The sequence below is a fragment of the Brevibacillus reuszeri genome (assembly GCF_002897295.1).
GTDB classification, from domain to species: domain Bacteria; phylum Bacillota; class Bacilli; order Brevibacillales; family Brevibacillaceae; genus Brevibacillus; species Brevibacillus reuszeri_A.
This window is the reverse complement of record NZ_BEXF01000001.1, coordinates 185,102-210,135: the sequence shown is the minus strand read 5'-3', so window position 1 is coordinate 210,135 and position 25,034 is coordinate 185,102. Positions and strand designations below refer to the sequence as shown.

Annotated in this window: 22 protein-coding genes and 1 pseudogene; 4 read left to right on the top strand and 19 right to left on the bottom strand. The window is 49.8% G+C overall.

The genetic code is table 11. From position 1 onward, the window contains the following. Position 1: 1 nt before the first annotated feature. The 13 genes from C3B52_RS01005 to C3B52_RS00945 all read right to left on the bottom strand — a co-directional run bounded on the left by C3B52_RS01005 (position 2) and on the right by C3B52_RS00945 (position 14,117). Positions 2–694: a 4-carboxy-4-hydroxy-2-oxoadipate aldolase/oxaloacetate decarboxylase gene (locus tag C3B52_RS01005; protein ID WP_201264836.1), complete on the bottom strand. Its 693-nt coding sequence runs from the start codon at positions 692–694 to the stop codon at positions 2–4. 51 nt (positions 695–745) lie between these two features. After that, positions 746–1,396, bottom strand: coding sequence for an RraA family protein (locus C3B52_RS01000; protein WP_103104233.1), 651 nt, complete (start codon positions 1,394–1,396; stop codon positions 746–748). Positions 1,397–1,398: 2 nt separating this feature from the next. After that, entirely contained in the window at positions 1,399–2,073 is a 675-nt protein-coding gene (locus C3B52_RS00995) for an RraA family protein (protein WP_103104232.1), read from the bottom strand. Between the two features lie 26 nt (positions 2,074–2,099). Next, complete coding sequence (locus tag C3B52_RS00990; RefSeq protein WP_103104231.1) at positions 2,100–3,875, bottom strand: ABC transporter permease; 1,776 nt, start codon at positions 3,873–3,875, stop codon at positions 2,100–2,102. Then, positions 3,863–4,987, bottom strand: coding sequence for an ABC transporter ATP-binding protein (locus tag C3B52_RS00985; RefSeq protein ID WP_103104230.1), 1,125 nt, complete (start codon positions 4,985–4,987; stop codon positions 3,863–3,865). The genes C3B52_RS00990 and C3B52_RS00985 overlap by 13 nt, the downstream gene beginning before the upstream one ends. 15 nt (positions 4,988–5,002) lie before the next feature. Further along, positions 5,003–6,274: a Rieske 2Fe-2S domain-containing protein gene (locus C3B52_RS00980; protein ID WP_103104229.1), complete on the bottom strand. Its 1,272-nt coding sequence runs from the start codon at positions 6,272–6,274 to the stop codon at positions 5,003–5,005. A 150-nt stretch (positions 6,275–6,424) separates the two neighbouring features. Continuing rightward, complete coding sequence (locus C3B52_RS00975) at positions 6,425–7,366, bottom strand: LysR family transcriptional regulator (protein ID WP_164684657.1); 942 nt, start codon at positions 7,364–7,366, stop codon at positions 6,425–6,427. A 414-nt stretch (positions 7,367–7,780) separates the two neighbouring features. Further along, complete coding sequence (locus tag C3B52_RS00970; RefSeq protein WP_103104227.1) at positions 7,781–9,235, bottom strand: aldehyde dehydrogenase family protein; 1,455 nt, start codon at positions 9,233–9,235, stop codon at positions 7,781–7,783. Between the two features lie 64 nt (positions 9,236–9,299). Next, positions 9,300–9,539 carry a hypothetical protein gene (locus C3B52_RS00965; RefSeq protein ID WP_164684656.1) on the bottom strand — a complete coding sequence of 80 codons (240 nt, stop codon included), beginning with the start codon at positions 9,537–9,539 and terminating at the stop codon, positions 9,300–9,302. 18 nt (positions 9,540–9,557) lie between these two features. Further along, positions 9,558–10,538 carry a protocatechuate 3,4-dioxygenase gene (locus tag C3B52_RS00960; protein ID WP_103104225.1) on the bottom strand — a complete coding sequence of 327 codons (981 nt, stop codon included), beginning with the start codon at positions 10,536–10,538 and terminating at the stop codon, positions 9,558–9,560. Between the two features lie 6 nt (positions 10,539–10,544). Beyond that, a complete protein-coding gene (locus tag C3B52_RS00955; RefSeq protein ID WP_103104224.1) occupies positions 10,545–11,561 on the bottom strand; it encodes an amidohydrolase family protein in 1,017 nt (338 codons plus the stop codon). Between the two features lie 151 nt (positions 11,562–11,712). Next, positions 11,713–12,819: a histidinol-phosphate transaminase gene (hisC, locus tag C3B52_RS00950; RefSeq protein ID WP_103104223.1), complete on the bottom strand. Its 1,107-nt coding sequence runs from the start codon at positions 12,817–12,819 to the stop codon at positions 11,713–11,715. A gap of 86 nt (positions 12,820–12,905) precedes the next feature. Then, the gene (locus C3B52_RS00945) at positions 12,906–14,117 is read right to left on the bottom strand and encodes an FAD-dependent oxidoreductase (protein WP_103104222.1); all 1,212 of its coding nucleotides are present in this window, start codon (positions 14,115–14,117) and stop codon (positions 12,906–12,908) included. 196 nt (positions 14,118–14,313) lie between these two features. Between C3B52_RS00945 and C3B52_RS37195 the strand changes: the two are divergent. From C3B52_RS37195 to C3B52_RS00935, 3 genes and pseudogenes are all read left to right on the top strand, one after another. Next, positions 14,314–15,237, top strand: a pseudogene (locus C3B52_RS37195) (fumarylacetoacetate hydrolase family protein); the annotation flags it as partial. After that, positions 15,235–15,765, top strand: coding sequence for a DinB family protein (locus C3B52_RS37190; protein ID WP_235615582.1), 531 nt, complete (start codon positions 15,235–15,237; stop codon positions 15,763–15,765). The pseudogene C3B52_RS37195 and the gene C3B52_RS37190, both read left to right, overlap by 3 nt. A gap of 1 nt (position 15,766) precedes the next feature. Then, complete coding sequence (locus C3B52_RS00935) at positions 15,767–16,888, top strand: cupin domain-containing protein (protein WP_103104220.1); 1,122 nt, start codon at positions 15,767–15,769, stop codon at positions 16,886–16,888. A gap of 171 nt (positions 16,889–17,059) precedes the next feature. Here the strand turns inward: C3B52_RS00935 and sufB are convergent, their stop codons facing one another. From sufB to sufC, 5 genes are read right to left on the bottom strand one after another with little or no spacing between them, the layout of a single operon-like run. Continuing rightward, complete coding sequence (gene sufB / locus C3B52_RS00930) at positions 17,060–18,457, bottom strand: Fe-S cluster assembly protein SufB (protein ID WP_103104219.1); 1,398 nt, start codon at positions 18,455–18,457, stop codon at positions 17,060–17,062. Between the two features lie 40 nt (positions 18,458–18,497). Continuing rightward, the gene (sufU, locus tag C3B52_RS00925; protein ID WP_103104218.1) at positions 18,498–18,935 is read right to left on the bottom strand and encodes a Fe-S cluster assembly sulfur transfer protein SufU; all 438 of its coding nucleotides are present in this window, start codon (positions 18,933–18,935) and stop codon (positions 18,498–18,500) included. After that, a complete protein-coding gene (locus C3B52_RS00920; RefSeq protein ID WP_103104217.1) occupies positions 18,922–20,148 on the bottom strand; it encodes a cysteine desulfurase in 1,227 nt (408 codons plus the stop codon). Before C3B52_RS00920 ends, sufU begins: the two co-directional genes overlap by 14 nt. Then, positions 20,148–21,446 carry a Fe-S cluster assembly protein SufD gene (gene sufD, locus C3B52_RS00915; RefSeq protein WP_103104216.1) on the bottom strand — a complete coding sequence of 433 codons (1,299 nt, stop codon included), beginning with the start codon at positions 21,444–21,446 and terminating at the stop codon, positions 20,148–20,150. Before sufD ends, C3B52_RS00920 begins: the two co-directional genes overlap by 1 nt. A 21-nt stretch (positions 21,447–21,467) precedes the next feature. Beyond that, positions 21,468–22,256 (bottom strand): Fe-S cluster assembly ATPase SufC, encoded by a 789-nt coding sequence (sufC, locus tag C3B52_RS00910; protein WP_049741723.1) that lies wholly within the window; start codon positions 22,254–22,256, stop codon positions 21,468–21,470. 280 nt (positions 22,257–22,536) lie between these two features. On the opposite strand from sufC, the gene C3B52_RS00905 reads away from it, so the two are divergent. Further along, entirely contained in the window at positions 22,537–23,286 is a 750-nt protein-coding gene (locus tag C3B52_RS00905; protein ID WP_103104215.1) for a stalk domain-containing protein, read from the top strand. Positions 23,287–23,429: 143 nt separating this feature from the next. On the opposite strand, the gene pckA is transcribed toward C3B52_RS00905, so the two are convergent. Further along, positions 23,430–25,013 (bottom strand): phosphoenolpyruvate carboxykinase (ATP), encoded by a 1,584-nt coding sequence (gene pckA, locus C3B52_RS00900; RefSeq protein ID WP_103104214.1) that lies wholly within the window; start codon positions 25,011–25,013, stop codon positions 23,430–23,432. Positions 25,014–25,034: the final 21 nt, after the last annotated feature.

Sequence of the window (25,034 nt, the reverse complement as noted above, 5' to 3'; positions counted from 1 at the left end):
GTTATAGCTCCCTGTGCGGCACGTCCCAGCCATAGAGCTCAAGTGTCGTCTTGCCTTTTTTCAATTCCTCCCGAATCCGTGCTTCTTCTTCTTCTCGCGCAGATGCACGCTCGATTGTTTGGCGTATTTCTTTGCGCGGGATGACAACGACACCATCGGCATCACCCACAACCAGATCGCCCGGCATCATGCGAACATCGCCCAGTTGAATCGGATAATTGATCAAGCCCCCTCCTTTTTTCGTCGTTCCACGGATGCATAGCCCACGAGAAAAGACAGGGAAGCCTAATTGGATAATTTCGTTGCCATCTCGAACACAACCGTCGATGACTAAACCGCCCAGCTTGCGATACAGGGCAGCGTGCGTCAAAATATCACCCCAATACCCAGCCTTGTGCGCTCCCGACACATCGACCACGAGAATATCCCCTGGCTCAGCAACGGTAATGGCATGATGCAGCATGATATTGTCACCCGGAGGAGAACTGACTGTGATTACGGTACCGCACACGGTCATATCAGCAGACAGCGGCTTGATTTCAGAAGGGAGTGCACCCTTCTTTCCTGAAGCTTCATGCAAGGTTGCTGATGAAAACCTAGCTGCTTGCCGAATATCGTTCGCGTCTGGACGTTCGAATTCTGTCTTCATGAACATCTTGTGTTCCTCTCCCTTCGCCATAAGAACAGTCCCCATCGCAGATCATCCTCCTACTAGATTCAAATCTCGCTTTTTGAACATCCTCGTTTACATTTGTTTGCTTTGCAATTGATGGTAGCCGTGCATCCTTCTTGCTTCTTTCAGAGGGGTACCTTTCAATACCTCTTTGCGGATGTACTCTTCTTTTTCTTCGATTCGTTGTGCCGTAGCTAGAATCTCCTTTTCCTTTTCCTGATGAATGACGAGCACACCATCATCGGCGCCAAATACAATATCACCAGGACGTACCTGCACATCGCCTAGGGAGATCGGAACATTCACCGCAACGGCATCTACCCGCTCTTTCCCCGTGCGCATATATTTTCCACGGCTGAAGATCGGATAGCTCAGCTCCAGACTGCGGTTCACATCCCGGCATACCCCATCGATCACGGTTCCCGCAATCTCGCTCTTATGTGCCACAGCAGTCAAAATGTCTCCCCACACCGTACAATCGGTGCGTCCCGCATTATCGAGTACCACGACAGAACCACGGGGTACCTCGTCGATGTAATCCCCTACCGATCCTTTATCAACAGCCACTGGCAAATATTTGACGGTATAGGCACGGCCGACCATGTGATACCCATAGGTGATTGGAGCGATTCCGTGACATGTTCCGTGCAGTCCCAAGCTGTCCAACGCATCAGACACAGCCGCAATCGAAAGCTTGGCAAAGGCCTGTACTGTTTCGTCCATCGCTATGATTCCTCCCCTGCCTCTGTCATCGATTCATACTGCATGCTTTCCATGACCTCCACGACGGATTTGCCTGCACGAATGCCTTCTGCCATTTTTTGCTCTCGCAAGGCTATGCCTTCTGCCTCTGTAATTACTTCAGCAACGTGTGCGAAAGGAACAAAAACGACACCGCTACCATCGGCGATGACTAGATCACCGGGCAGAACGGCAACACCGCCGCATTGAATTTCTTCATTAAATGATTCTTGCATGATGCGCCCTCGAGCGGTAACAGGAACCGCGGTACGCGCATAAACGGGAAACTCCAGCTCCCTGCTCTCATCCAGATCTCGACAGGCCCCGTCGATGACTACTCCTTGAATTCCTTTTACCTTGGCCGCCGTCGTCAGGATACCGCCCCATGTCGCCACATCCATGCGCCCTGCGTTGTCAACGACCAGAACATCGCCTTGCGTGGCCGCGTGAATGGCCGGTGTGCACAAATGCTGGGTCGGACGAGTCAAACTGACTGGCTTGATCTTGATTGTGACGACACGGCCAGCAATCCGTGGGCAGGACCACATCGGGCGAATGCCAAGCACGGTGCCCTTTAGCCCCAATTTTTCAAGAGCGTCTGATACCGCACATGTATCTAAAGCGGACAACCGCTGAATCCAATCATTCTGTACATCCATTTGCCATCTGCTCCTTTGTCTTTTTCTTACCCATTTCGTCCTAACCCCACTTTAACTCCGAACAGACGTGCCACCAAAGCAACACCTACCGTCAAAAACAAGATAATGACACCAATGACGGAAGCCGCTTCGTAGCTGCCATCTGACATGTAGCTCAGCTGCAATACCGAAATGGGACGTGTGTCGCTGGTCGCCAGCAGTACGACGTGACTCGTCGCCCTCGCCGCGATCGCAAAGCCAAATACCCCTACCACCACCATCGCTGGCGCAATCAATGGCAATACAATCCTTCTGTACGTATACCACCATGACGCTCCGTGTACCCAGGAGGCTTCCTCTAGCTCACTGCCCAGTTGCGTCAGGTTGGTTTTGAGTACCTGGGTGCCTGTCGTGATGCTCACCAGCACGGTTGAGATGATCAGGACAAAAATAGTTCCGTACAGCGGTTTGAATAAAGGAAAGCCGAGAAATAGCCAGAGCATGCCCAGACCTACCACGATTCCTGGCAAAGTTGACGGGAGCCATACCGTAAAATCCAAAATACCGCGCGGACGATATTGGGTGCGAACAATCACATAAGCGACAATCGAAAAGAGCAGCATCGACAAAATCGCGGTAGCAAAGCAAATAATGAGCGTATTACTCAAGCTCTGAATCAGATCGGGGCGCTCCATCACGATTCGCCAATGATCCAGCGTCCACACCTCTGCGATATTGAAAAAGCCGTAAAGCTTCATGAAGGTGCCAATCAACAGGAATATGAGAGGTACGACAGACATCGTCAGGACCAGAATCAATACGATGACAAATGCAGGCCAGCGCCAAAAACCCAAGGCGTACGGCTGTGATTTAAACTTGCCACTGACCGTTGCATGGTTCCCTTTCTGCGTGACCCACTGCTGGAACAAGATGAGCGGCAGCATGATAAGCAGAACGACCGAGCCCAGTGCAGTAGCAGCTCCGTACTGCGGATCATTTTGAATGATCAGCCGATAGATTTTTGTGCTAAATACCTCCAGATTCGTTGGAGCTCCTAGGATGAGCTCCACTTCAAACGCTTCGAGACTGCGGATAATCCCCAAGACGGTGACCACCAAAATGGCCGGCGCCATGACGGGTGCAACGATTCTTACCAATGTCGTGAAATTGCTTGCACCATGCACACGTGAAGCTTCCTCCAACGAGCTGTCCATATTGCGGAAAGCCGGGGTCAACAGCATCACTTTCACCGCTATTGTCCCTGTCATGAGATGGACCCAGATGATCCCCCACCAGGAAAAAATATCAAATTTGATCCAACCCAGTAGCGGAATCGAGGCAAACAGTTGATTTAACACCCCCCGATCCGGGTCCATTAGTAGAATCCAGGCTTGGGTCATCGGCAGTGTCGGCATCAAAAAGACGATCCAGAAGCCAAATTCCATCCAGTTACGGCCCGGCATATCGGTACGTGCAATCAGCCACGCCAGCAAAACACCAATGACGAGCGAGATGATCTGCCGCACAAGCGTCAAATTGATCGTATTGCTTAGTGCAGCCAATAAGTCAGGAGCGCTCAGGGCAATTCGCCAGTTTTCCAGACCCCAGGTCGTTTCTTGTCCCATTTGACCTACCTGAAAGCTGTTGATGAAAAGCAGGATCATCGGATAAAACACCAGAAAGCCAACCACGATCAAGACGAGAGTGTAAATCGCGTTTTTCCCTTCAAAAAAGGCTGAGAGAAACCTTGCGAATCGACTTCTTTTCCGCTCTGGCTCTAGCAGCTGTTCGGGTGCACCTTGTGCAGTCTCTACGCTGGCCATACGGTTACCTCCCTATCCAAGCGGAGTGCCACTTCCTGCCCCTGATGCCAATCGAAGGTCTTCGGCAGATAAAGGTGAATCCGCTCCCCGTCGTTTAGTGCCACAACCGATTCGTATTGGTTCCCGATAAACAAGAGGGTCTCAATTTTCCCCTGAAATACGACACCGCCTGCCTCGTCCCCCCTTGCCCTCATCACGGCAACCGGTTCAATCGTGATATCCTCCGCACGTGTAGTAATCGAACAGGGCTCTCCTACCGCAGGGCGATGGAAATAATGCTTGGCAGTGCGCAGCCGTATCGGGTTGACCCCTTCTCGCATAACCTCGATCTCACCACCGGGGGTAACACTCACGATTTTGCCTCCAAATATCATCGTTTTGCCCAAAAAGTCGCGAACGAACGGTGTCGTTGGTTCGTCATACATGTTCTTCGGAGTAGCTATCTGTTCGACGCTCCCTTTGTTCAGCATGATAATCCGATCTGCCAAACTGAGCGCTTCCACCTGATCATGGGTAACAAAGATGATCGTAATGCCGAGGCGCTGTTGCAGCTGCTTAACCTCAATTCGCATTTGCTCGCGTAGTTTCGCGTCCAGATTGCTGAAAGGCTCATCCAGTAACAGGATGTGCGGATGAAACACGAGACTTCGAGCAAGGGCCACGCGCTGCTGCTGCCCACCACTTAGCTGGGTCGATTTTCGCTCTGCCATCTCCCCCAGCCCCACGAGCTCCAAAATCTGTTTCACTTCCTCCTTGATTTTGCTTTTGGCAACACCGCGAATCTGCAACGGATATGCCACATTTTCAAACACGTTCATATGAGGCCAGATTGCATACGATTGAAAAACCATACCCATGCCTCGCTTACTGGGCGGAACAAAAATTCGCTTTTGAGCGGAGTCGATCACTTCCCCCTGATAGATGATCTCCCCTTCATCACACCGCTCTAGACCAGCAATCATCCGCAGACTGGTCGTCTTTCCACAGCCGCTCGGACCGAGCAGAGCCACCAGCTCCCCTTCCTTGATCTCCAGAGATAGATTGTGCACGACCTTGTTTTTTCCAAAGATTTTGCTCACATTATCAAATTTCAAAATCGTATTGGCAGCCATTGCTCAATTCCTCCCTTAATCGTTTTGAGAGGTGACATAATCTTGTTCAGTTAGCATCATCAACTCTTTAGCTCCATCCTGAAAAGCGATTCCTTCTGGAAGCATGATTGAGGCAGCCCGTACTTTCTGTTTCTCTGGGTCGAGCCCTGGCGGCGTTTCTCCGTTCTCCAAGCCTTTTGCTGCGTTGATCATGACACGTCTAGCAACGATGATCGCCGCATCACTGGTACCCAACCGCTCTGTTGTCCGATCGGTAATCGCACCGGACGATTCCTGGACAGCCGCATCCTGCATGCCAATTCCTTTGATCCCGCTAAACGCTTTGCCGCTCGCTTGCAGCTCCCAGTCGATTAAGTAGTTGTTCTCCTTGTTTTGGACAGTACGAAACGTCCCGGGAATTAATTCGGCATGTAAATCATTGCCTGCTCGCATCTCCCTCACTTCTTCTTCGGTTAGTGGATCCAGTGGATTCCAGCTGAACGACCAATGCCAGCAATGCTCGTCATCCATGGGCACCCATGCATGTCCGCCTCTAGTCGGGCCAAAAGGAGGGATCATCGTATACCACGGCATGAGAAACTGGGTGATTCGCCAGTAGACCGTCTGTTCCACCGCTTTTCGCTTGGCACCAATCAACAAGCCGTAATCCGTTTTGGATACCTCGAATTTGGGTGATCTGTCGTTGGCCAGCGCTTTTTGTGCATCTGTCTTGCTCCGTTGTATGTTTCGATGCAGAAAGGAAATATGGCTGGAATCAATACCACCTTCGATTGACTGAAAAAAATTGTTTTCTTGTATGCGCTTACTAAAGTAGCGATGGCTTTTTGGCACCAGCGTCCACTCGAGAAAAGGAAGCTCTGGCATGTGCTCTGCCGGACCCATGTACGCCCAAATAATGCCGCCAACGTCTCGACAGGGGTATGACTTGATCGTCACCTTATTTTTGAAATTGCTCTCTGGCGGTTCGGATGGCATATCCACACATTTGCCGCATGTGTCGAATTTCCATCCGTGATACACACAGCGCAGGCCCCCCTCCTCGTTACGCCCGAAAAACAGGGAAGCCCTCCGATGTGGACAAAATTCGTCGAGCAGCCCTACGTTGTTATTTGAATCTCGGAAGGCCACCAGCTTTTCTCCCAACAGCTTGACACGCACGGGCGGGCAATCCGGTGCGGGCAGCTCTTCTGACAATAAGGCTGGTATCCAGTAGCGTCTGAGCAAATTCCCCATCGGTGTATTTGGTCCTGTCTCGGTCAATAGCTTATTTTCTACCGCTGATAACATGTCATCTATCCCTCCAAGTCACAGACAGAATTTACAATTTTCAGAATTTGTACACTAAACGTAAGCGAAAACCGTCTGATCGTCCAATCGGTAGTTTGGATAGTACTATCGGTCGTATCAATAGTTGGGTACACGCAAAAAAAAAGACTGCTATGAACGAATGATTCGACAGGGCAGATCTAATTCGTCAATAATAGTCTCCAATCTATTCTTGATCACCTTAAGTACCCTTGGAGCATCGTAATTACGGGAATGCGCAAGATACGTCACCAATGGACGTGGACAGGGTGTCAGTGATAGTTCTACCAGCTCGCCGCTTTTAATGTCCTTTTTAGCGATCAGCCTGGGAAGAATGGTAAGCATGTCTGTCTTTTTCACCATTTCCTTGATACTCAAAAAGCTGTTCACGGGCATCGTCCAAGCTGGTCTGATTTCGTGCTGGTCAAAATAATGCTGAATATGCTTGGAAATCGGTTCACTCTCTTCGGAAAGAACAAACCAATGCTCGGCCAGCTCGCTCGCAGAAATCTGCTGGCATTTGGCAATCCGGTGCGACGGACGAGCCAGTAAAACGAAATCATTTTCGTACAGGGGGACAAAATCTACCTCGTCAAGGTCCACAGAGGTATCCAAATATTCTCTTCCCTCGAAAAAACCGATATCAATTTTCGCTTCCACAACCATTTTCACAATGTCATTGGAGAACTCAGTGTTGCGCAATACCTGAATCTGTACCTCTTGGTCAAATTCATACAAGGAGGGCAAAATATACGGAAAAATGATCGTTCCAAACGGAATCGCCGAGCAAACGGTGAGCTTCGACAATGTTCTGTTTTTTTCCTCAACAATTTTTTTTACACCTAAATCCATCGTCTCTATACATTTCTGGGCGTACGGTAAAAACGCTTCTCCATACTTGCTCAAGCGGATCACTTTGCCCAAGCGATGAAATAAAGGGACTCCAAGCTCGTTCTCCAATTTTTGGATTCTTGCACTCATAGTAGGCTGCGTAATATGTAGTTTCTCGGCTGCCTTGGAAAAATTTTGCTGTTTTGCTACTTCTACAAATGATTCGATCTGTTGGAGTTCCAACAAGGATCACCTTCTTTTTTAAAATAATAAGATACATCAACAAAATTCATATACACTCACTAGTGCCACAAACTAATCATAATTGATTAATAAGCTATTTTCCTAAAGAAGAAAAAAGCATTCTTGTCCATGATTCCTCCCTCCTTGCTAAGGAGGACAGAATCTACCTGACCTAACCAACAATAAGGATGAGCGTTATCACGAAACACAGAATGCTGAATATTATTTTTATTTTAAATAATAAGAAAACATTAAATAGACACTAGTGAAATATACATAAATTTGGTGTTAATTTTATTCGAATGACACAGACGCGTCAAGCTGTAGGGTGCAGGCACACAGGGATAAAATTCGACAAAAAAGCCCTTAACCTATCAAATGGTTTTGGGCTGTCACTATGATTGGCAAATCGAATTATGATGTCTCCTTGTGATAATTGATGCCGTGGTATTCAATGAATTCTGCTAACCCCACTTCCGTCTTTTCTCTTCCGATTCCGCTTTGCTTTACTCCCCCAAAAGGAACATGCTTCAAGCCCAGTGGCGAAAGATTTGCACCATTGATACAGGTCATTCCCGCCTCTATATGACGGGCAACGCGCAGGGCACGCTCTGGATCAGACGACCAGATGGAAGACCCCAAGCCGTATTCGGTAGAATTAGCCCATTGGATCGCCTCTTCTTCTGTGTGATAGGGAACGATCGGCAAAACCGGGCCGAACTGCTCACACGTAACGATCTCCTGCCCGGGATCGGGATACATGACAACTGTAGGATGCAAATAGTATCCATTCTCCCAGTTTTCCGGTTCAAGCCTCGTACCCAGCTCCATCACTCTCGCATTGCTCTGCCTGGTTCTCTCTAGCAGCTCTTTGACAAATTGATATTGAATGCGGTTATTGACCGGACTAAACGTTGCCTTTTCATCCAATCCGTGACCGATCGAAAATTGGTCTGCATAGGCGCACACCAGCTCACAGGCCCTCTCGTAATACTGCTTCGGAACATACACACGTTTGGTCGCAACACAAATTTGTCCAGAACGTCGAAAAGCAGCCGCGGCGATTTGCGGCATGACCTCATCTACATTGGCATCGTCCAAAACAATAGCCGGATCATTGCCGCCTAGTTCGAACTGAACATGCTTCAACGAATCAGCCGCATCTCTCATGACGAACTGTGCTGTCTTTCCTCCACCCGTAAATGAAATTTTCCTAACCAGCGGATGGGTACTCAGCGCAGAGCCCACCTCTGCCTCTCCATGGATGACATTGATGACGCCCGGAGGAAACATGGCAGCGATTTTTTTCAACACAACCGAAACACCGATTGCCGCAAAAGGGGATGGCTTGATGACAATCGTATTTCCTGTTACAAGAATAGCAGCCAGCTTTTGCATGGTTAGCATGAGAGGTAAATTCCAGGGCACGATGGCAGCAATGACCCCTAAAGGCCGTTTCTCCAGGCTCACCCAGCTCTGCCCATCCTCAACCTGTTTGGGTGAGAAAAAGGTCTGTGCCCACTCCGTTGTCGCCTTTAAGACATTGATTGCCATCCCCACCTCCCCTCTGTAGACGGACAACAGCATCCCTGCTTCTTTCGTCAAGAGCCGTGCCACTGCCTCTCCTTCCGACTGAATCAGTTCTGCCGCTCTGAGAAGTAGCCTGCACCTCTCCTCTACCGCGACCGTTTTCCATGATTGAAAGGCTTGATGCGCCGCCCGTACCGCCTGATCCACATGGGCCACGCTCCCAATGGCTACATTTCCAACCACGTCCGTGAGTCGTCCTGGATCACGCACTTCCATGTAAGAAGGTGTCTGTACTTCTTCTTGATTGATCAACAAGTGGATGACTTGCTGCTGGCTCATACGTCCTCTCCTCTCGTAATCCGTACTGTAAAAATGCGGGCTGTACCCAGCCCGCCTGTTCTTCCTACCATACTTGGAACACATCCGCCTGATCAGCTGCCTCCCACAAGGAGACGATCGAAAACCCTTCCTGTGCCCAGCGCCCCAGAGAGGAGCCTTCTCGTAACGTGACGATCACCTCGATTCCTTTCTGTCTAAGCTGATGGGCTTGTTCCAGCCCCAGATCCTCGTACCCGAAAATCGCCACCACTTTTCCACGCAAGTACGTGGGCACCTCTTTGTTGTATTCCTTTCCTTCGCTCATGGGCATTTCCTCCCGTTCCTATTTCCAGTAAGCGAAGCCCATGCCGCAGCCCGTGCCGGCAATCGTTCGATAAGCAGGAATGTAGTCGATCACTTCCATTTCCAAATGGTCCACTGCCCCTGCAGCCGCTATCCAGTTACGAATCTCCGAGGTACCTTCGTGCAAATACTCCTCTTTTACTGTTGCCAGCAGAGCTTCATCCTTGTTTTTCAGCGCTTGCAAGATTAATTGGTCAAATTCTTCATCCACCACAAAATGACTCATTCCACCAGAGGCTACGACGGCTACGCGCAGGTCACTATCCCATGATTCAACGGCTTGACGAATCGCCTTGCCGAATTCATAGCAACGGCTGACGGTCGGTTGATTCGGAGGGAAATACGTGTTGATCATGACCGGAACGATCGGAATTTGTAATTCTTCTTTCATAATGCGTCTGCGGGTAAATATGAAGGAATGGCCGATTCCTCTTCCCTCGGCCTGCCGAGTTAACTGACCTACGTCAAATCCGGCAGCGATTGTTTTTTCGATGATGTGCTTCCCGAGTTCCGGATGGCATTCGTACGCTTCCCGCCGTTCGCCAAAGTTGGCCCAGCGTGACGGCTCCATAGAGGGTAACAATTTCTCTTTGGGAATCACTTCAATTTTATCGCCCCAAAAGACAGACAGGGCTGGCATACCGTCATCCTGGAAAAGCTCCCATTGATCGTCGCCAATGACGATGGCGATATCGGGTTTGGCTGCCACCAGTTTATCTTGTACCTCTTCAATTCTCCGTTCCCACTGTGCGAAGTTCTCCTGCCACTTCTCTTCCGTAACCTGCGGCTCTAGATTCGCATCCTTGTGCATTTCAACCAGTTCATCATACGAGTAGTAGCCGCCGCGATAATGCGTACGCTTTTTCGTCTGATCCCGCTCGGCATGCAAGTGCATTTTGTCTACTGGCGTACTTAATTGAGGGCTATGGGACGTCGCTACACCAAATACGATTTTGGCCATCAGGCTTTACACCCCTTCGTTGAATTTCAACTTGTAAACCTTCGTTGCTGTTTCTCCGAAAATCATGCTCTTGTCTTTTTCCGTAAGCCAGTCGATGCTCTCAATGATGGGCTTCGTATTGTCCATGTACATGCCAGTATGCGGATTGATTGCAGAGCCGGTCCCCGGATTCTCTGTTCCGAACATGCACCTGTCCGTGCCAACTGTCTTGAACAGAAGCTCCAGTGCATCCTTCGTATACAAGCAGGTGTCGAAATACAGCTTGCGGATGGCTTCCTCAAACGGCTCGGCCTTGGAGCGATACCGCCCTGCCATAAATCGGCCAATTTGATACGGGATCGCGCCTCCAGCATGCGAAATGACGACTTTCAGTGTCGGGAAGTCCTCGAACACTTTTGAATTTAGCAAGGAAGCGACTGCAATCGTTTCTTCATTAATAAAGTGCAGGCTGTAGCTTTCACGAGGAGAGACGCAGCTCGCGGAATGCACCAGTGCTGGTACATCTAGTTCAACCAGCTTTTCATATACCGGATACCAGTATTCGTCTCCGAGTCCTGGAGGTGGCGGCCCCTCTCCTTCATGCGGATCGGGATTGAGCATGACACCGACAAATCCCAGCTCCTTGATACAGCGCTCCAACTCGTCCAATGTGTTTTGGGGACTCACTCCTGCATTTTGCGGCAGCCCGGCAATCCCACGAAAGCGGTTGGGAAACAACGTGCACAACCGGGCAATCACGTTGTTCGCCGCTTCCGTATACCAATGAACGATTCGTTCCGGTTTGGCAGAGTGCATCGCCTGAAAAGGTCGCGGTGAGATGAACTGAATGTCTGTCCCTACTTCATTTAACAGCTCCAAATGGGTCTTCGGTTCTTGCCTGCTGTTCCACACTGCATTGATCAGTCTCTCATCATCAATGTGAAGCCGTCCTTTGCCATGTGCTCCCCTACTGGCAAGGAGCGAGGATTGGTACGCGTACAATTCTGGCGGTGCCACCACATGTCCGTGAATATCAATAATCACTATGAACCTGCCTCCTTAATCGTTCGGTTACGAAAATAAGAACATATCGAATTTTCAGTCTTTATATTCTAACCTTAGAGGATGAGTGTCTTTTCCGTCCAATCACTAGTTTGAATCGGTCAATCGACAGCTTCGATAGTATCAGGCTGCTTTACGCCTGGTTCAGCACTTGTCCAAGCGCCTTGATAAAGATCTCGTTTTCGTCCTGAGCTCCTACCGTCACGCGAATCGTTTCCGGGTACCCGAATGCTGCTCCAGAGCGTACAATAACACCTTGGCGCAAAAGCCCCTGGAACACCTCATTACCTGAGCGGCCTACCTTCACCATCAAAAAGTTGGCGTGGGACGCAAAGCAGCTCAGCCCCATTTTTTCCAATTCCGTAATCAGATAGCTTCTTCCCGTCGCGTTTTTTTGTGCACAGTCCTCTACAAAGCGATTATCATCCAGAGCTGCAAGCGCCGCTGCTTGAGCGAGTCTGTTCGTATTAAAGGCTTCCTTCACCTTGTTCAGCTCTGTCTGGATCGACGGGTGCATCAGCCCGTAACCAATACGCAGCGCTGCCAGCCCATAGATTTTGGAAAACGTACGCAGAAGCACAAGATTGGGATACTGAGCGAGTAGAGACACGGTATCTAGCGCATCGTCTTTGTTCATGAACTCGTAGTAAGCTTCATCCATGACCAGCAGCACGCTTGCAGGCACGTTTTCCACAAAGGTGCGCAATCGATCTTTTTCCACGATGGTTCCTGTGGGATTGTTCGGATTGCAAATAAAAATCATCCGTGTTTTTTCGGTAATAGCCGCCAGCATTTTGTCCAGGTCATGCACGCCGTCTATGAGCGGTACTCGAATCGGTAGTCCGCCCCCAATCAAGACATTCGACTGGTAGCGAGGGAAGGTAGAATCGGCCATGATTGCCTCATCGCCAGGACGAATGTAGGCCCTGGTCAAAAGTGAAATGATTTCCGCCGAACCATTGCCGAAGAAAATGTGATCCTTTTCAATGTTCAAACGCTTTGACAGCTTCTCTGACAGAGCGGGAGCTGTGGCTTCCGGATAGAGAGCGTTATTTTTCATTTCTTCGGCAATCGCTTTGATCACTTGGGGGGAACAGCCATATGGGTTCTCATTGGAGGCGAGCTTGGTTATCTGCGTCAGTCCCAGCTCCCGCTGCACCTCCTCAATCGGCTTGCCGGGGACGTACACCTTCAGATTTTCGATTTCCTTGCGCGCCTGAACCTTATCATCAATGATCATCGTTTTTCCTCCTGTTCTTTTACACCATGCAGGGTAATAAGCGGAGCGGATACAGCAGCCATCAGGACAACATGGTAGTGTGCCTTCTACGACGCGGGTGGCTCCCCGATCCCCTGTTCGCGTATGCTTGCGATCATCGCTGAACGGAGCAGCCAATTACGACACCGTTGTGGATCCTTGGCTTGTTCCGCCATCTCCTTTTGTAGTCGGAGGCGGAATTCGGGGTCCTTTTCCTTCATGACCTTCGTGTTTTTCTCGCTGATTTCCTTCACATAATCCAATGCTACTTTGCGCCTTGCAGTCGTATAGGTCGCAAGCTCCGACTCCTGGTCGCTCTGGCTTTGCAAAATGCGGATCAATCTTCTACCAAGATCGACAGCATCATGAATTCCGTTATTCAATCCCAGTCCTCCCATCGGACTGTTAATATGGGCAGCGTCCCCTAAAAGAATCACCCGACCTTTATGAAAGGTCTCGGCAACTCGCTGATGCACCCGATAAATCATTCGCTCAACGATGGGAAATCGATCCTCTGTTTTGAGCGCTCGCTGCAAGCTACGCTGAATATTCTCGTCATCCAGCGCTTCCTCGTCCGTGATCGCGGGGGGAATGGGATAAAGCAGGCGCCAAGCTTCCGGTACCCGCAGGATGAACAAAAACTCTTCAGGGTCGGATACGTAATTCACATACGCCAAATCTGGGAGATATCGGTCAAATGCGACCGGTGTCCCAACCAGCAGAAAGCGCTCTTCATACGTATATCCGTCGAATGTCAGCCCAAGCTGCTTGCGAACCGCGCTACGCGCCCCGTCAGCCCCTAGCAAATACGGAGTGCGCAGACGTTCCATGCCATCTGGAGTCTGAATCACAGCAGTCACACCGCCCTCGTCCTGCTCTACCTGTAGCAGCTCGGCGTTGAAGCGGATAGTGGCGTGCGGACACTCTTGCAAGCGTTCATAAAGAACCTGAACGTACGTAGATTGAGGTAATTGCAAGCGAAACGGATACTTGGTTTCACTTTGAATGTGGCGAAAATCAAATTCGGCATACAATCCGGTTTGCCTGTCCCGATATTGCACCTTGTCTGCGATTAACCCCCTTTTCATCAGCTCATCTGTTACGCCAAGAGACTCCAGCAGCTCGAGTGTACCTGCATGGAAAGTCGATGCTCTCCATTCCTTGCTGGGTGAATTGTTCTTTTCCAGGACCGTGACGGAAATCCCCTGCTTCGTCAGCATTTCAGCGATTGTCATGCCAACAGGACCCGCACCCACGATGATGATTGCTTCCTTTTGCACCGTGAATCACTCCCCACCGTAATATCATTCACCGTACTGGAAAAAGAACCCCCAGTCCAATCGCTAGTTTAGATAGACCCATCGAGTATTTCAATAGCTTGACGGGTTGACGGCCCTGCTCCCGATTCTTTTATAATTAGGCTCATCAATAAAATTTAGAAAATTCAGCCAAAAGTCAAAGGAAAGGGGAATTGACATGCACTTAGTTTCCTATGAGCGGGATGGCAGCATTCGGCTTGGCTGCATGGTCAGCAACAGAGTAGTCGATCTGAATCGCTCCTGTGAAGTCATGCTGGAAAAGCAGGGCAAGATACGTGCCAGACAGCTAGCAGAAGCATACATTCCACCCACCATGCGAGAATTTTTGCAAGGTGGTGAGGAAAGCCTGGCACTCGCAAGGCAAGCAGTGGACTTTGCCGTAATAAATCCGGACATTGCTATAAAACGAGGGCTGATCTACAACGAAGGTGATGTTCGCCTTGCCGCTCCACTGCCATCCCCAGGGAAAATCATTTGCGTCGGACACAATTACCGAGAGCATATTCTGGAGATGAAACGAGAGCTACCTACCCACCCTGTTATTTTCGCTAAATTCCCGAATACAATCATTGGGCCAACAGACGACATTCCCCTGTCCTCCATTACGGAGCAACTGGATTATGAGGCCGAATTCGCCTTTGTCATCGGCAAGCCCGCACGCAATGTCCCACAGGAGCAGGCACTCGACTATGTCGCGGGGTATACCATCGTCAACGACGTATCCGCACGCGATCTGCAACGCCGCACTCTGCAATGGCTGCAAGGAAAAACACTCGATGGCAGCGCCCCCATGGGTCCTGTCCTGGTCACGACAGATGAACTCGACAATCCGCACGAACTGGATATCGTACTGACTGTCAACGGTCAAGAGCGGCAACGATCCAACACTGGCAATCTCGTATTCAACGTCCATTACCTTGTCAGCTTTCTCTCTCACATCATGACGCTGGAGCCAGGTGATCTCGTCGTGACAGGTACGCCAGGCGGAGTGGGCGCCGCTATGGAGCCCCCGGTTTTTTTGCAGCATAATGACGTCGTCCGCATTGAAATCGACAAGATCGGTGCGATAGAAAACCGCGTGAAACGAACCGCTGCCCATCCACTTGCAGGACGAAAGCTAGATGCTTATGCGGTGCGGCTGGAGGAGCAGCTGGAAGAGATCACCCGCTATTGTCAGCAGCCCGAGGAGGTGATCCGCTGGAAGCCATCTGCCGAGGCATGGTCGATGCTGGAAACTCTTTGTCACGTAGAAGAAGCCATGCGTTACTGGCTCAGCGATTTGACGCGGGTCGCTTCATCGCCAGGCATCGAATGGGGACGAGGGCTACAGCATGAGGAGCGTCTCTCCGCGATCGACCGTGCCGCGCATGTAAACAGCAAGCAGATCGAACAAGAGCTACAGCTGACGCGTACGCTCGTTAGACATACCCTGTCGACCCTCGATGATTCGATCCTCTCCATCGAGTCACCCCACCGGAATCCTAAGTTTGGAACAAAACCGATGAGCTTCCTGATTGATCATTTCCTCGTAGAGCACCTGGACATTCACTTGCGTCAGCTCGGTCGAAACGCGTCCCATTTCCATTTGCTGCGAAAGGCGGGAAACTGATATGGCAGAAGCGCTTGATTTTTTTCAAAGCAAAGAGGTACAAGAATTCGGTCAGGAAATTGCCCGCTATCATCTCGGACCGCTCTGGCATGCGATTCCCGAGCTGATGCCCCAGCAGCCCAAGCCACAAGCGATTCCCTACTTGTGGAAGTGGGAGACGATCCATAAAAAGCTGACCGAGGCGACTAGTATTTTTACTCCAGCCAGAGGTGGGGAACGGCGCGCCATCTACTTCCAAAATCCAGGACTTGCTGGCCGAGAGCCTTGGGGCTGGGCCGGAGCTACCCAAACCTTGTACGCCGCCGTGCAGCTGATTTTGCCTGGAGAAACAGCACCTTCTCATCGGCACACGCAGAGTGCTTTGCGGTTTGTCACCCAAGGCAAGGGGGCGTGTACAATCGTCCAGGGGGAGCGCCTTTTCATGGAGGAAGGAGACTTCCTCACAACGCCCAAAGGCTTGTGGCATGGGCATACCCATCCCGGAGAAGCTCCGATGTTCTGGATGGATGTCCTGGATATTCCTACTCTGTACGCCATTGGCGGGACGTTCTTCGAGCCTCACCCAGATGGACTTGAGGCTCCTGTGCTGCCGGATAATTTCTCTGCGCACCGGTACGAAGGAGGCATGCTTCGCCCGATTGCCGACCGCCAGCCCCAAGTTGCTCCGCTCGGTTCGTATAAATGGGCGCAAACGCTGGCAGCGCTGGATGGGCTCAGCCGTTTTGAGCCCGATCCGTTTGACGGATACGCAGTTGAGTACATCAATCCCTCCACGGGAAAAACGGCCAATCCCACTATTGCCGCCTGGATGCAAAGATTGCCCGCCGGCTTTCCCTCCAAAGCACATCGCCATTCGCATTCGGTCATTTATCACGTCTATAATGGGTCCGGCTATTCTGTTATCGATGGTGTTCGCTTTGACTGGTCGGAAGGCGACTTTTTCGTCATACCGAACTGGGCGGTGCATGAACATGTGGCGGATTCGGGGGAAGACGCCTACCTGTTCTCTGTCAACGATTTGCCGATTATGGAGCGCTTTGATGTATGTCGCGAGGCTAACTTTGAACAAAACGGTGGTCATCAGGTGGTCGTTCGGGAATTTGCTGCTTTGCTTCCCAAATAGCCTCCTTGCAGGAATCGATTAAGCTTTATTCTTCGTACACGCCAAAGAAGCCAGCATCCACATGGACGATGGCTTCTTTTTTCATGAACCTACTTGTATGGTTTCTGCTCTTGATTGTCTGAGCGACTTAGGACACGTAAGCGTCAAAGTCACTGCAGTAGGAGCAAAGGTTTAACCAATAGAGCCTTCCATCTCAAATTTAATGAGACGGTTCATCTCTACTGCATACTCCATCGGCAACTCTTTTGTGAATGGCTCGATGAAGCCCATTACGATCATTTCAGTCGCTTCTGCTTCAGAAAGTCCGCGGCTCATCAGGTAGAACAGTTGATCCTCGGATACTTTGGAAACAGTCGCTTCATGCTCGAGCGTAATGTTGTCGTTCATGATCTCGTTGTACGGGATCGTGTCAGACGTGGACAGTTTATCCAAAATCAGCGTATCGCACTTGATGTTGGACTTGGAGCCTTCTGACTTGCGTCCAAATTGTGCGAGACCGCGATAAGTTACTTTACCGCCATCACGGGAGATGGATTTGGAAATGATGGTGGATGTGCAATCCGGAGCCAAGTGAATCATTTTGGCACCTGCGTCTTGGTGCTGTCCTTTTCCTGCTACTGCGATGGAAAGAACGGTACCTTTTGCACGAGGACCTTTCATGATTACGGCTGGATATTTCATCGTCAGCTTGGAACCGATGTTACCATCAATCCATTCCATGTTTGCATCCGCGTATGCAACCGCACGTTTGGTAACGAGGTTGTATACGTTGTTGGACCAGTTTTGGATTGTGGTGTAACGGCAACGGCCGCGCTCTTTTACGATGATTTCTACAACTGCGGAGTGCAGGGAGTCTGTGCTGTAGATTGGAGCTGTACAGCCTTCGACGTAGTGTACGAACGCGTCCTCATCTACGATGATCAGAGTGCGCTCAAATTGACCCATGTTCTCCGAGTTGATGCGGAAGTATGCTTGCAGCGGAGTATCTACTTTTACGCCTTTTGGTACGTAAATGAAAGAACCTCCGGACCATACAGCCGAGTTGAGTGCGGAGAACTTGTTGTCTGCCGCAGGAATTACTGTCGCGAAATATTCTTTCACGATGTCTGGGTACAGCTTCACAGCGGAATCCATATCGCAGAAAAGAACGCCCAGTTTTTCCAGGTCTTCCTGCATGTTGTGGTAAACAACCTCGGATTCATACTGTGCGGATACACCAGCAAGGAACTTTTGCTCTGCTTCTGGAATACCCAGCTTGTCAAAGGTCGCCTTGATTTCTTCAGGAACCTCATCCCAGCTACGTCCTTGCTTTTCAGAAGGCTTTACGTAGTAAGTAATGTTGTCGAAATCGAGGTCGTCCAGATCGCCGCCCCATTTTGGCATAGGGATGCTATTGAAGATGTCCAGAGATTTCAAACGAAACTCCAGCATCCACTCAGGCTCTTCCTTGATCTTCGAGATTTCCTCGACGATCTCGCGGGTCAGACCCTTTTTGGTACGGAATACAGAGACGTCCTTATCGTGGAAGCCGTATTGGTAATCCTGTATCTCAGGGGCTTTTTTAGCCATCATTGCTCACTCCTTCATTTTCATATTCATGTAGAAATTGCTATTCCTGCTCGGCTTGCTTGATGCCTTGCTCCAGTGCTTTCCATGCAAGTGTTGCACACTTGATTCGCGCTGGGAACTTGGCCACCCCAGACAGGGCTTCGATATCACCGAGGTCAACGGAATCGTCAATTTCCTTGCCTTGCATCAAATCAGAAAACTTGTGTGCCAGCTCGAGCGCTTCTTCCACTGGCATGCCTTTGACTGCGTCCGTCATCATCGAAGCGGAGGACATGCTGATCGAGCAGCCTTCACCGAGAAACTTGGCGTCCACCACCTTGCCCTCCTCCACTTTCAAGGAGAGCGAGATGCTGTCACCACAGGTTGGGTTATTTAGATTAACGATGAGTCCGTCGGATTCTTCCAGCTTTCCACGATTACGCGGCTTTTGGTAGTGGTCCATAATGACGCGGCGGTATAGATCATCAAGAGAAGACATTGCCGAAATACTCCTTCGTTTTCTTCAACCCTGCTACCAGCACATCTACTTCTTCTTCCGTATTATAAACGTAGAAGCTTGCCCGAGCGGTAGCTGTCACATTCAGCCAACGCATCAGCGGTTGTGCGCAGTGATGACCGGCACGAACGGCGATTCCGTAGCTATCGAGAACTGTCGCCAGGTCATGCGGATGTACCGTATCTAGGTTGAATGTAATTAAACTGCTGCGGTCCTGCTGCGGGCCGTAAATCTTCAGTCCTTCGATCTCGCGCATTTGCTCCATGGCGTACGACACCAGATGCTTTTCATGACGCTCGATATTGTCCAGACCGATCTCTTCTAAAAAGTCAATCGCTGCTCCGAGGCCAATTGCGCCAGCGATAATCGGGGTACCGCCTTCAAACTTCCAAGGCAGCTCTTTCCACGTAGAATCGTACAAATCTACGTAGTCGATCATTTCCCCGCCAAACTCCATCGGCTCGACGCGCTCCAGCACTTCACGCTTGCCGTACAGGACACCTACGCCTGTAGGACCAGCCATCTTGTGCGCGGAAAACGCATAAAAATCGCAATCCAAATCCTGGACGTCGATTTTTTTGTGAGGTGCACCTTGTGCCCCGTCTACAAACAGGAGTGCTCCATGCTGATGAGCAATCTGAGCGATTTCCTTGATCGGAGTAGTATCCCCGAGTACGTTGGAAATATGGTGAATGGCAACGATTTTGGTATTGTCCGTAATCGTTTCCTTGACCGCTTCCAGAGTCACTGTACCGTCCTCTGCCAGCGGAATGAACTTGAAGGTCGCTCCGGTTGCCTTGGCTGCCTGCTGCCACGGAATGAAATTGGCGTGGTGCTCTACCACAGTAGTCACAATCTCGTCTCCTGGCTTCAGGGTCGTGCGAGCATAACCATACGCGATGGTATTAATAGCAGATGTCGTACCGCGCGTGAAGACGATCTCAGCTGCTTCGCGCGCGTTGATGAAGGCGCGGACTTTCTCGCGCGCGCCCTCATAGCCATCTGTCGCCATGTTGCCCAAGGTGTGCACGCCACGGTGCACGTTGGAGTTGTACTCCCTGTAGTATTTATCCATCGCCTCAATCACCTGAATCGGCTTTTGAGAGGTTGCTCCATTGTCCAGATATACGAGCGGATGCCCGTTTACCTCTTGCTGAAGGATGGGAAAATATTTCCGAAGCTCCTTGGCGTTCATTAGCCTAACTTCCTTTCAAGCGCCTGACGGAGTTTATTCTTCACTTCTTCAACTGGAATCTCAGCTACAACTGGGTCCAGGAAGCCAAGAATAATGAGACGTTCTGCGCCCTGACGGGTAATTCCACGCGACATGAGGTAGTAGATCGACTCTTCACTGAAGCGTCCTACCGAGGCAGCATGGCCCGCTTTGACATCGTCCTCATCGATCAAAAGGATCGGGTTGGCATCGCCGCGAGATTTATCGCTCAGCATCAGGATGTTTTCCGCCTGTACGCCGTTTGCTTTTTCAGCGCCTTTTTCAATTTTGGTGATACCGTTCAAAATGCTGACTGCTTCACCGGTCATAACTGCCTTGCTCACCATGTCAGACTCGGAATGTGTACCGATGTGCTGAACCTGGGAGGTCAGGTTTTGACGCTGGGAACCTGTCCCTACAGATATGGATTTGGTTTCTGCAATCGAAGCAGTACCTTTGAGGATTGTAGTGTTGTTGGCAACGGTATTCCCGTCGTTCATCTCACCCAAAATCCATTCCATTTTTCCATCGCGATCAACCGTAGCGCGGCGGAAGCTGTAGTCATGAACGTCAGTAGAAAGGGAACGAACAGACGCTACCTGCACAGATGCGCCAGGTCCCACATATACTTCAACAATACTGTTAGCCACCATGTTTTTACCTTCGCCGGATACATATGTATCCACGTAGGTCACTTTGCTGTTCGCTTCTGCCACGATCAGCACATGCGGGCACAGAAGTGCGTTGTCGCCAGCGATTTCGTACACAGCCTGCAGTGGAACATCTACTTCTACGTTTTTCGGTACATAGAGGAATACGCCACCGTTGACTACTGCTGTATGCAGCGCAGTCAGCTTGTGCTCGTCGTATGCTACGACATTCAGCAAATATTTTTGTACCAGATCGCCATGCGAAACGAGAGCATCAGCAAATGTCGTGAAAATGACACCTTGTGCTTTCAGCTCTTCTGTTGCTGCGAAAAAGAGGGTAGAGGCGTTCTTTTGAACCAACAGGTTTTTCACGCTGTCAGCATCAATTTGTTCCTTTACCAGTTCGCTTAGCTCGCTTGCTGATGCTACCTTGGCAGTGGTTTGGAACGGTTCGAATTCTTGTGTGTTCCAGTTATTGATTTTGGTTTTCTCCAAAGCAGGAAGCCCAAGCTCCCCAGCCGCCTTCAGGCCAGCGAGGCGCTTTTCCAGGAACCAGGCAGGCTCCTGATTAGCTTTGGAGTACTGGGTAATCGCTTCGGCGTCGAAGCGTAGCTGTACATCCACACTCATTTCACTGCTGCCTCCTTCTTCCTACACGTTGGCGTTTACGGTTTCGTCCTCGATGCCGAGCTCTTCCTTGATCCAATCATAGCCTTCTGCCTCCAGGCGTTCAGCCAGCTCAGGACCACCGGACTTCACGATACGACCCTGCATCATTACGTGTACGAAGTCAGGCTTTACATAGTTCAGCAAACGCTGGTAGTGCGTGATAATCAAGAAGCCGCGATCCGCGGAACGCATTTCGTTGACACCATTTGCTACGATTTTCAAAGCGTCAATGTCGAGACCAGAGTCAATCTCGTCTAAGATGCAGATGCTTGGTTCAAGCAACATCATTTGCAGAATTTCATTACGTTTTTTCTCACCGCCGGAGAAGCCCTCGTTCAGGTAACGGTGGGAGAAAGAATCGTCCATTTCCAGCGTGCTCATTTTCTTGTCCATCTCACGGATGAATTTCATCAGGGAGATTTCGTTTCCTTCACCACGGCGCGCGTTGATCGCGGAACGCATGAAGTCAGAGTTGGTTACGCCGCTGATTTCGGATGGATACTGCATAGCGAGGAACAGACCTGCGCGTGCGCGCTCGTCTACTGCCATTTCCAACAGGTCGTCGCCGTTGATCAGCACTTCGCCTTCGGTTACCTCATATTTTGGGTGACCCATCAGCGTGGATGCCAATGTGGATTTACCGGTACCATTTGGTCCCATGATCGCGTGCACTTCGCCGCCCTTGATTTCCAGGTTCATGCCTTTGAGGATCTCTTTGTCCTCGATCTTGGCGCGAAGGTTTTTTATTTGCAAATGCGGTACTGCTGTCATCTGAATTCCCTCCATACACGTCAAAAGTGAGTTGGTAAATTCTCAATCCATTCTCAATAACTATCTTATAATAAGAATAATTATAAATCAAGGAATGAAACATATCTGTATTTTTTATATCATTATATATAGAAAGTCGACTTTTGGTTATTCCTACTTTCCTTGTGAACAGTCTGCTCCCAAACATTTTTCCCTATGTAACTTTTTGGAATACGCCTCCGTCTAAGATCATGCCTTCTTCATTCACACATCGGAATTTCATCAGAGGGGACGCGTGAACATGCTGAAAAGACACAAAGCCATTCTGTTTACACTTCTCGCAGTTTGCCTGCTTGTTGGAGGAACTACTGTTTTTTCCAAAACGATTACGGAAAAAATCTCTGCTAGGTTCGCAAACATAAAATTGATTGTAAACGATCAAGTAATCCAAACCAAGGCAGAACCATTCATTTATAACGGAAATGTATACGCCCCAGTCGCAACCGTGGCCAACGCTCTCCAAATTCACCAAGAGTGGGACAACAAGACACCGGCTGTTCGTTTTGCAGGCGATGGCCCTATCTCAGGCATTCCAGATTCCGTACTACAACAAGCTAAGAGAAACTTGCCGCTTCCTTGTGATGGTAGCGATCCAAAAGGAAGCATGTATTTCTGCTCTCCAGATATTGAGGTCTTGTCAAAGGGCTTCGTGAATCTAAGCGGCGCCAGCAATCAGGAGTTTCTCGTCCTGTACCGTTACAAGTCTCCAGAAGGTATCCCCTTTGAAGCTTATTTGACGCTCTATCGCCTATCAAACGAAAAAGCAGTAGCGATAAACACTGTCGAGCTCTACAAAGGGGAAACCGCGATGGACCCGGGTGACGTGGTCTATGATGCACAGCTGAAGAAGGTTTATGTCCATCGTTTCGCTTTCAAATACTTCAGTGAAGGCAATACCTCCCGTTTTGGTAAAGGAGACCTACTTGAGGCAGCCGTTGTAGAGGTTCAAAATGGCAAGCTCGTCAAAACAGGGCTGATTACCAAGCCGTAGCTCTTTTCCAACAAGAAAGGAACCAAAAAGCCGTCCCAATGAGGTGACGGTTTTTTAGGTTGACCTTTTTTCATCCTATCCGAACAGGAAGACGGCTAGATACTGGGTATCTAACCGCCTCGTTAATTGATCGTTCAATAATCTTATTGTACTTTTGGACCTGCTTGCGCAATTTCAGCTGCATTCGGGAATTTCTTTTGGAAATTCTCAATGAAACGGTTTGCCAGATCAGCAGCTTGCTTGTCGTAGTCCTCTTTATTTGCCCAAGTATTGCGCGGTTGCAGAACATCTGCTGGTACATTCGGGCAAGTAGTTGGAACTTGTACGCCAAAGGTTGCGTCTGCTACGTATTCAACATTTGCCAGTTCACCGTTCAGTGCTGCCGTAACCATTGCACGCGTATAGGAAAGCTTCATACGTTTTCCTACGCCTACTGGGCCACCAGTCCAACCAGTGTTTACGAGATACACTTGAACATCGCGCTCATCGATCTTTTTACCCAGCATCTCAGCATAAACAACCGGATGCAGTGGCAAGAATGGAGAACCGAAGCAAGTGGAGAATTCAGTTTGTGGTGCAGTTACGCCACGTTCTGTACCTGCCATTTTGCTAGTGTAGCCAGACAGGAAGTGGTACATCGCCTGTTCTTTAGTCAGCTTGGAGATTGGAGGAAGTACTCCGAACGAGTCAGCAGTCAGGAAAATGATGACACTCGGTTGACCGCTTACGCCTGGAATTACAGCTCCTGGAATCGCTTCTACTGGATAGGCTGCACGGGTATTTTCCGTGTATTTCGTGCTATCGTAATCAGCGGTGCGGGTTACTTCATCCACATCCACGTTTTCAAGAACGGTACCAAACTGGATTGCTTTCCAGATTTGTGGCTCGCCTTCTTCGGTCAGCTTCACGCATTTTGCGTAGCAGCCACCCTCGATATTGAATACGCTGTTGTCAGACCAGCCATGCTCGTCATCACCGATCAAAAAGCGGTTCGGGTCAGCAGACAATGTCGTTTTTCCAGTACCGGACAATCCGAAGAACAAAGCAACATCGCCATCTTTGCCAACGTTTGCGGAGCAGTGCATGGAGAGAACATTGCGCTCTGGCAGGATCATGTTCATCACGCTAAAGATGGATTTTTTCATTTCTCCAGCGTACTCGGTTCCACCAATCAATACTGTTTTTTGCTCAAAGCTCAGCACGATGAAGGTCTCGGAGTTTGTTCCATGAACAGCTGGGTCCGCTTTGAAGTTTGGTGCGTAGATAACGGTAAATTCCGCTTCATGCGTAGTCAACTCTTCAGCAGATGGACGGATAAACAGTTGACGCGCAAACAAATTGTGCCAAGCATATTCATTCACAACACGGATCGGTAGGCGATATGTCGTATCTGCACCAGCGAATCCGTCAAATACGAACAGCTCTTCTTTCGTCTGAAGATATTCGAGCACGTCCTGTTGAAGTAGTTGGAATTTCTCAGAAGAGATCGGCTGGTTCACCGGACCCCAGTTGATTTTATCGTGTACGGAAGCTTCGTCCACCACAAATTTGTCCTTTGGCGAACGGCCAGTAAACTTGCCTGTTAGCGCATTGAGCGCCCCCTTGTCGGTCAAAATCCCTTCGCCACGCTTAACTGCCATTTCAACTAGAAGAGCCACAGGCAGGTTGTAATTAACCTTTGTACCTGCTAAAATGTCAGCAAGCTTGTGAACCGTGTTGGTTTCCATGTGTGAACGATCTCCTTCCCA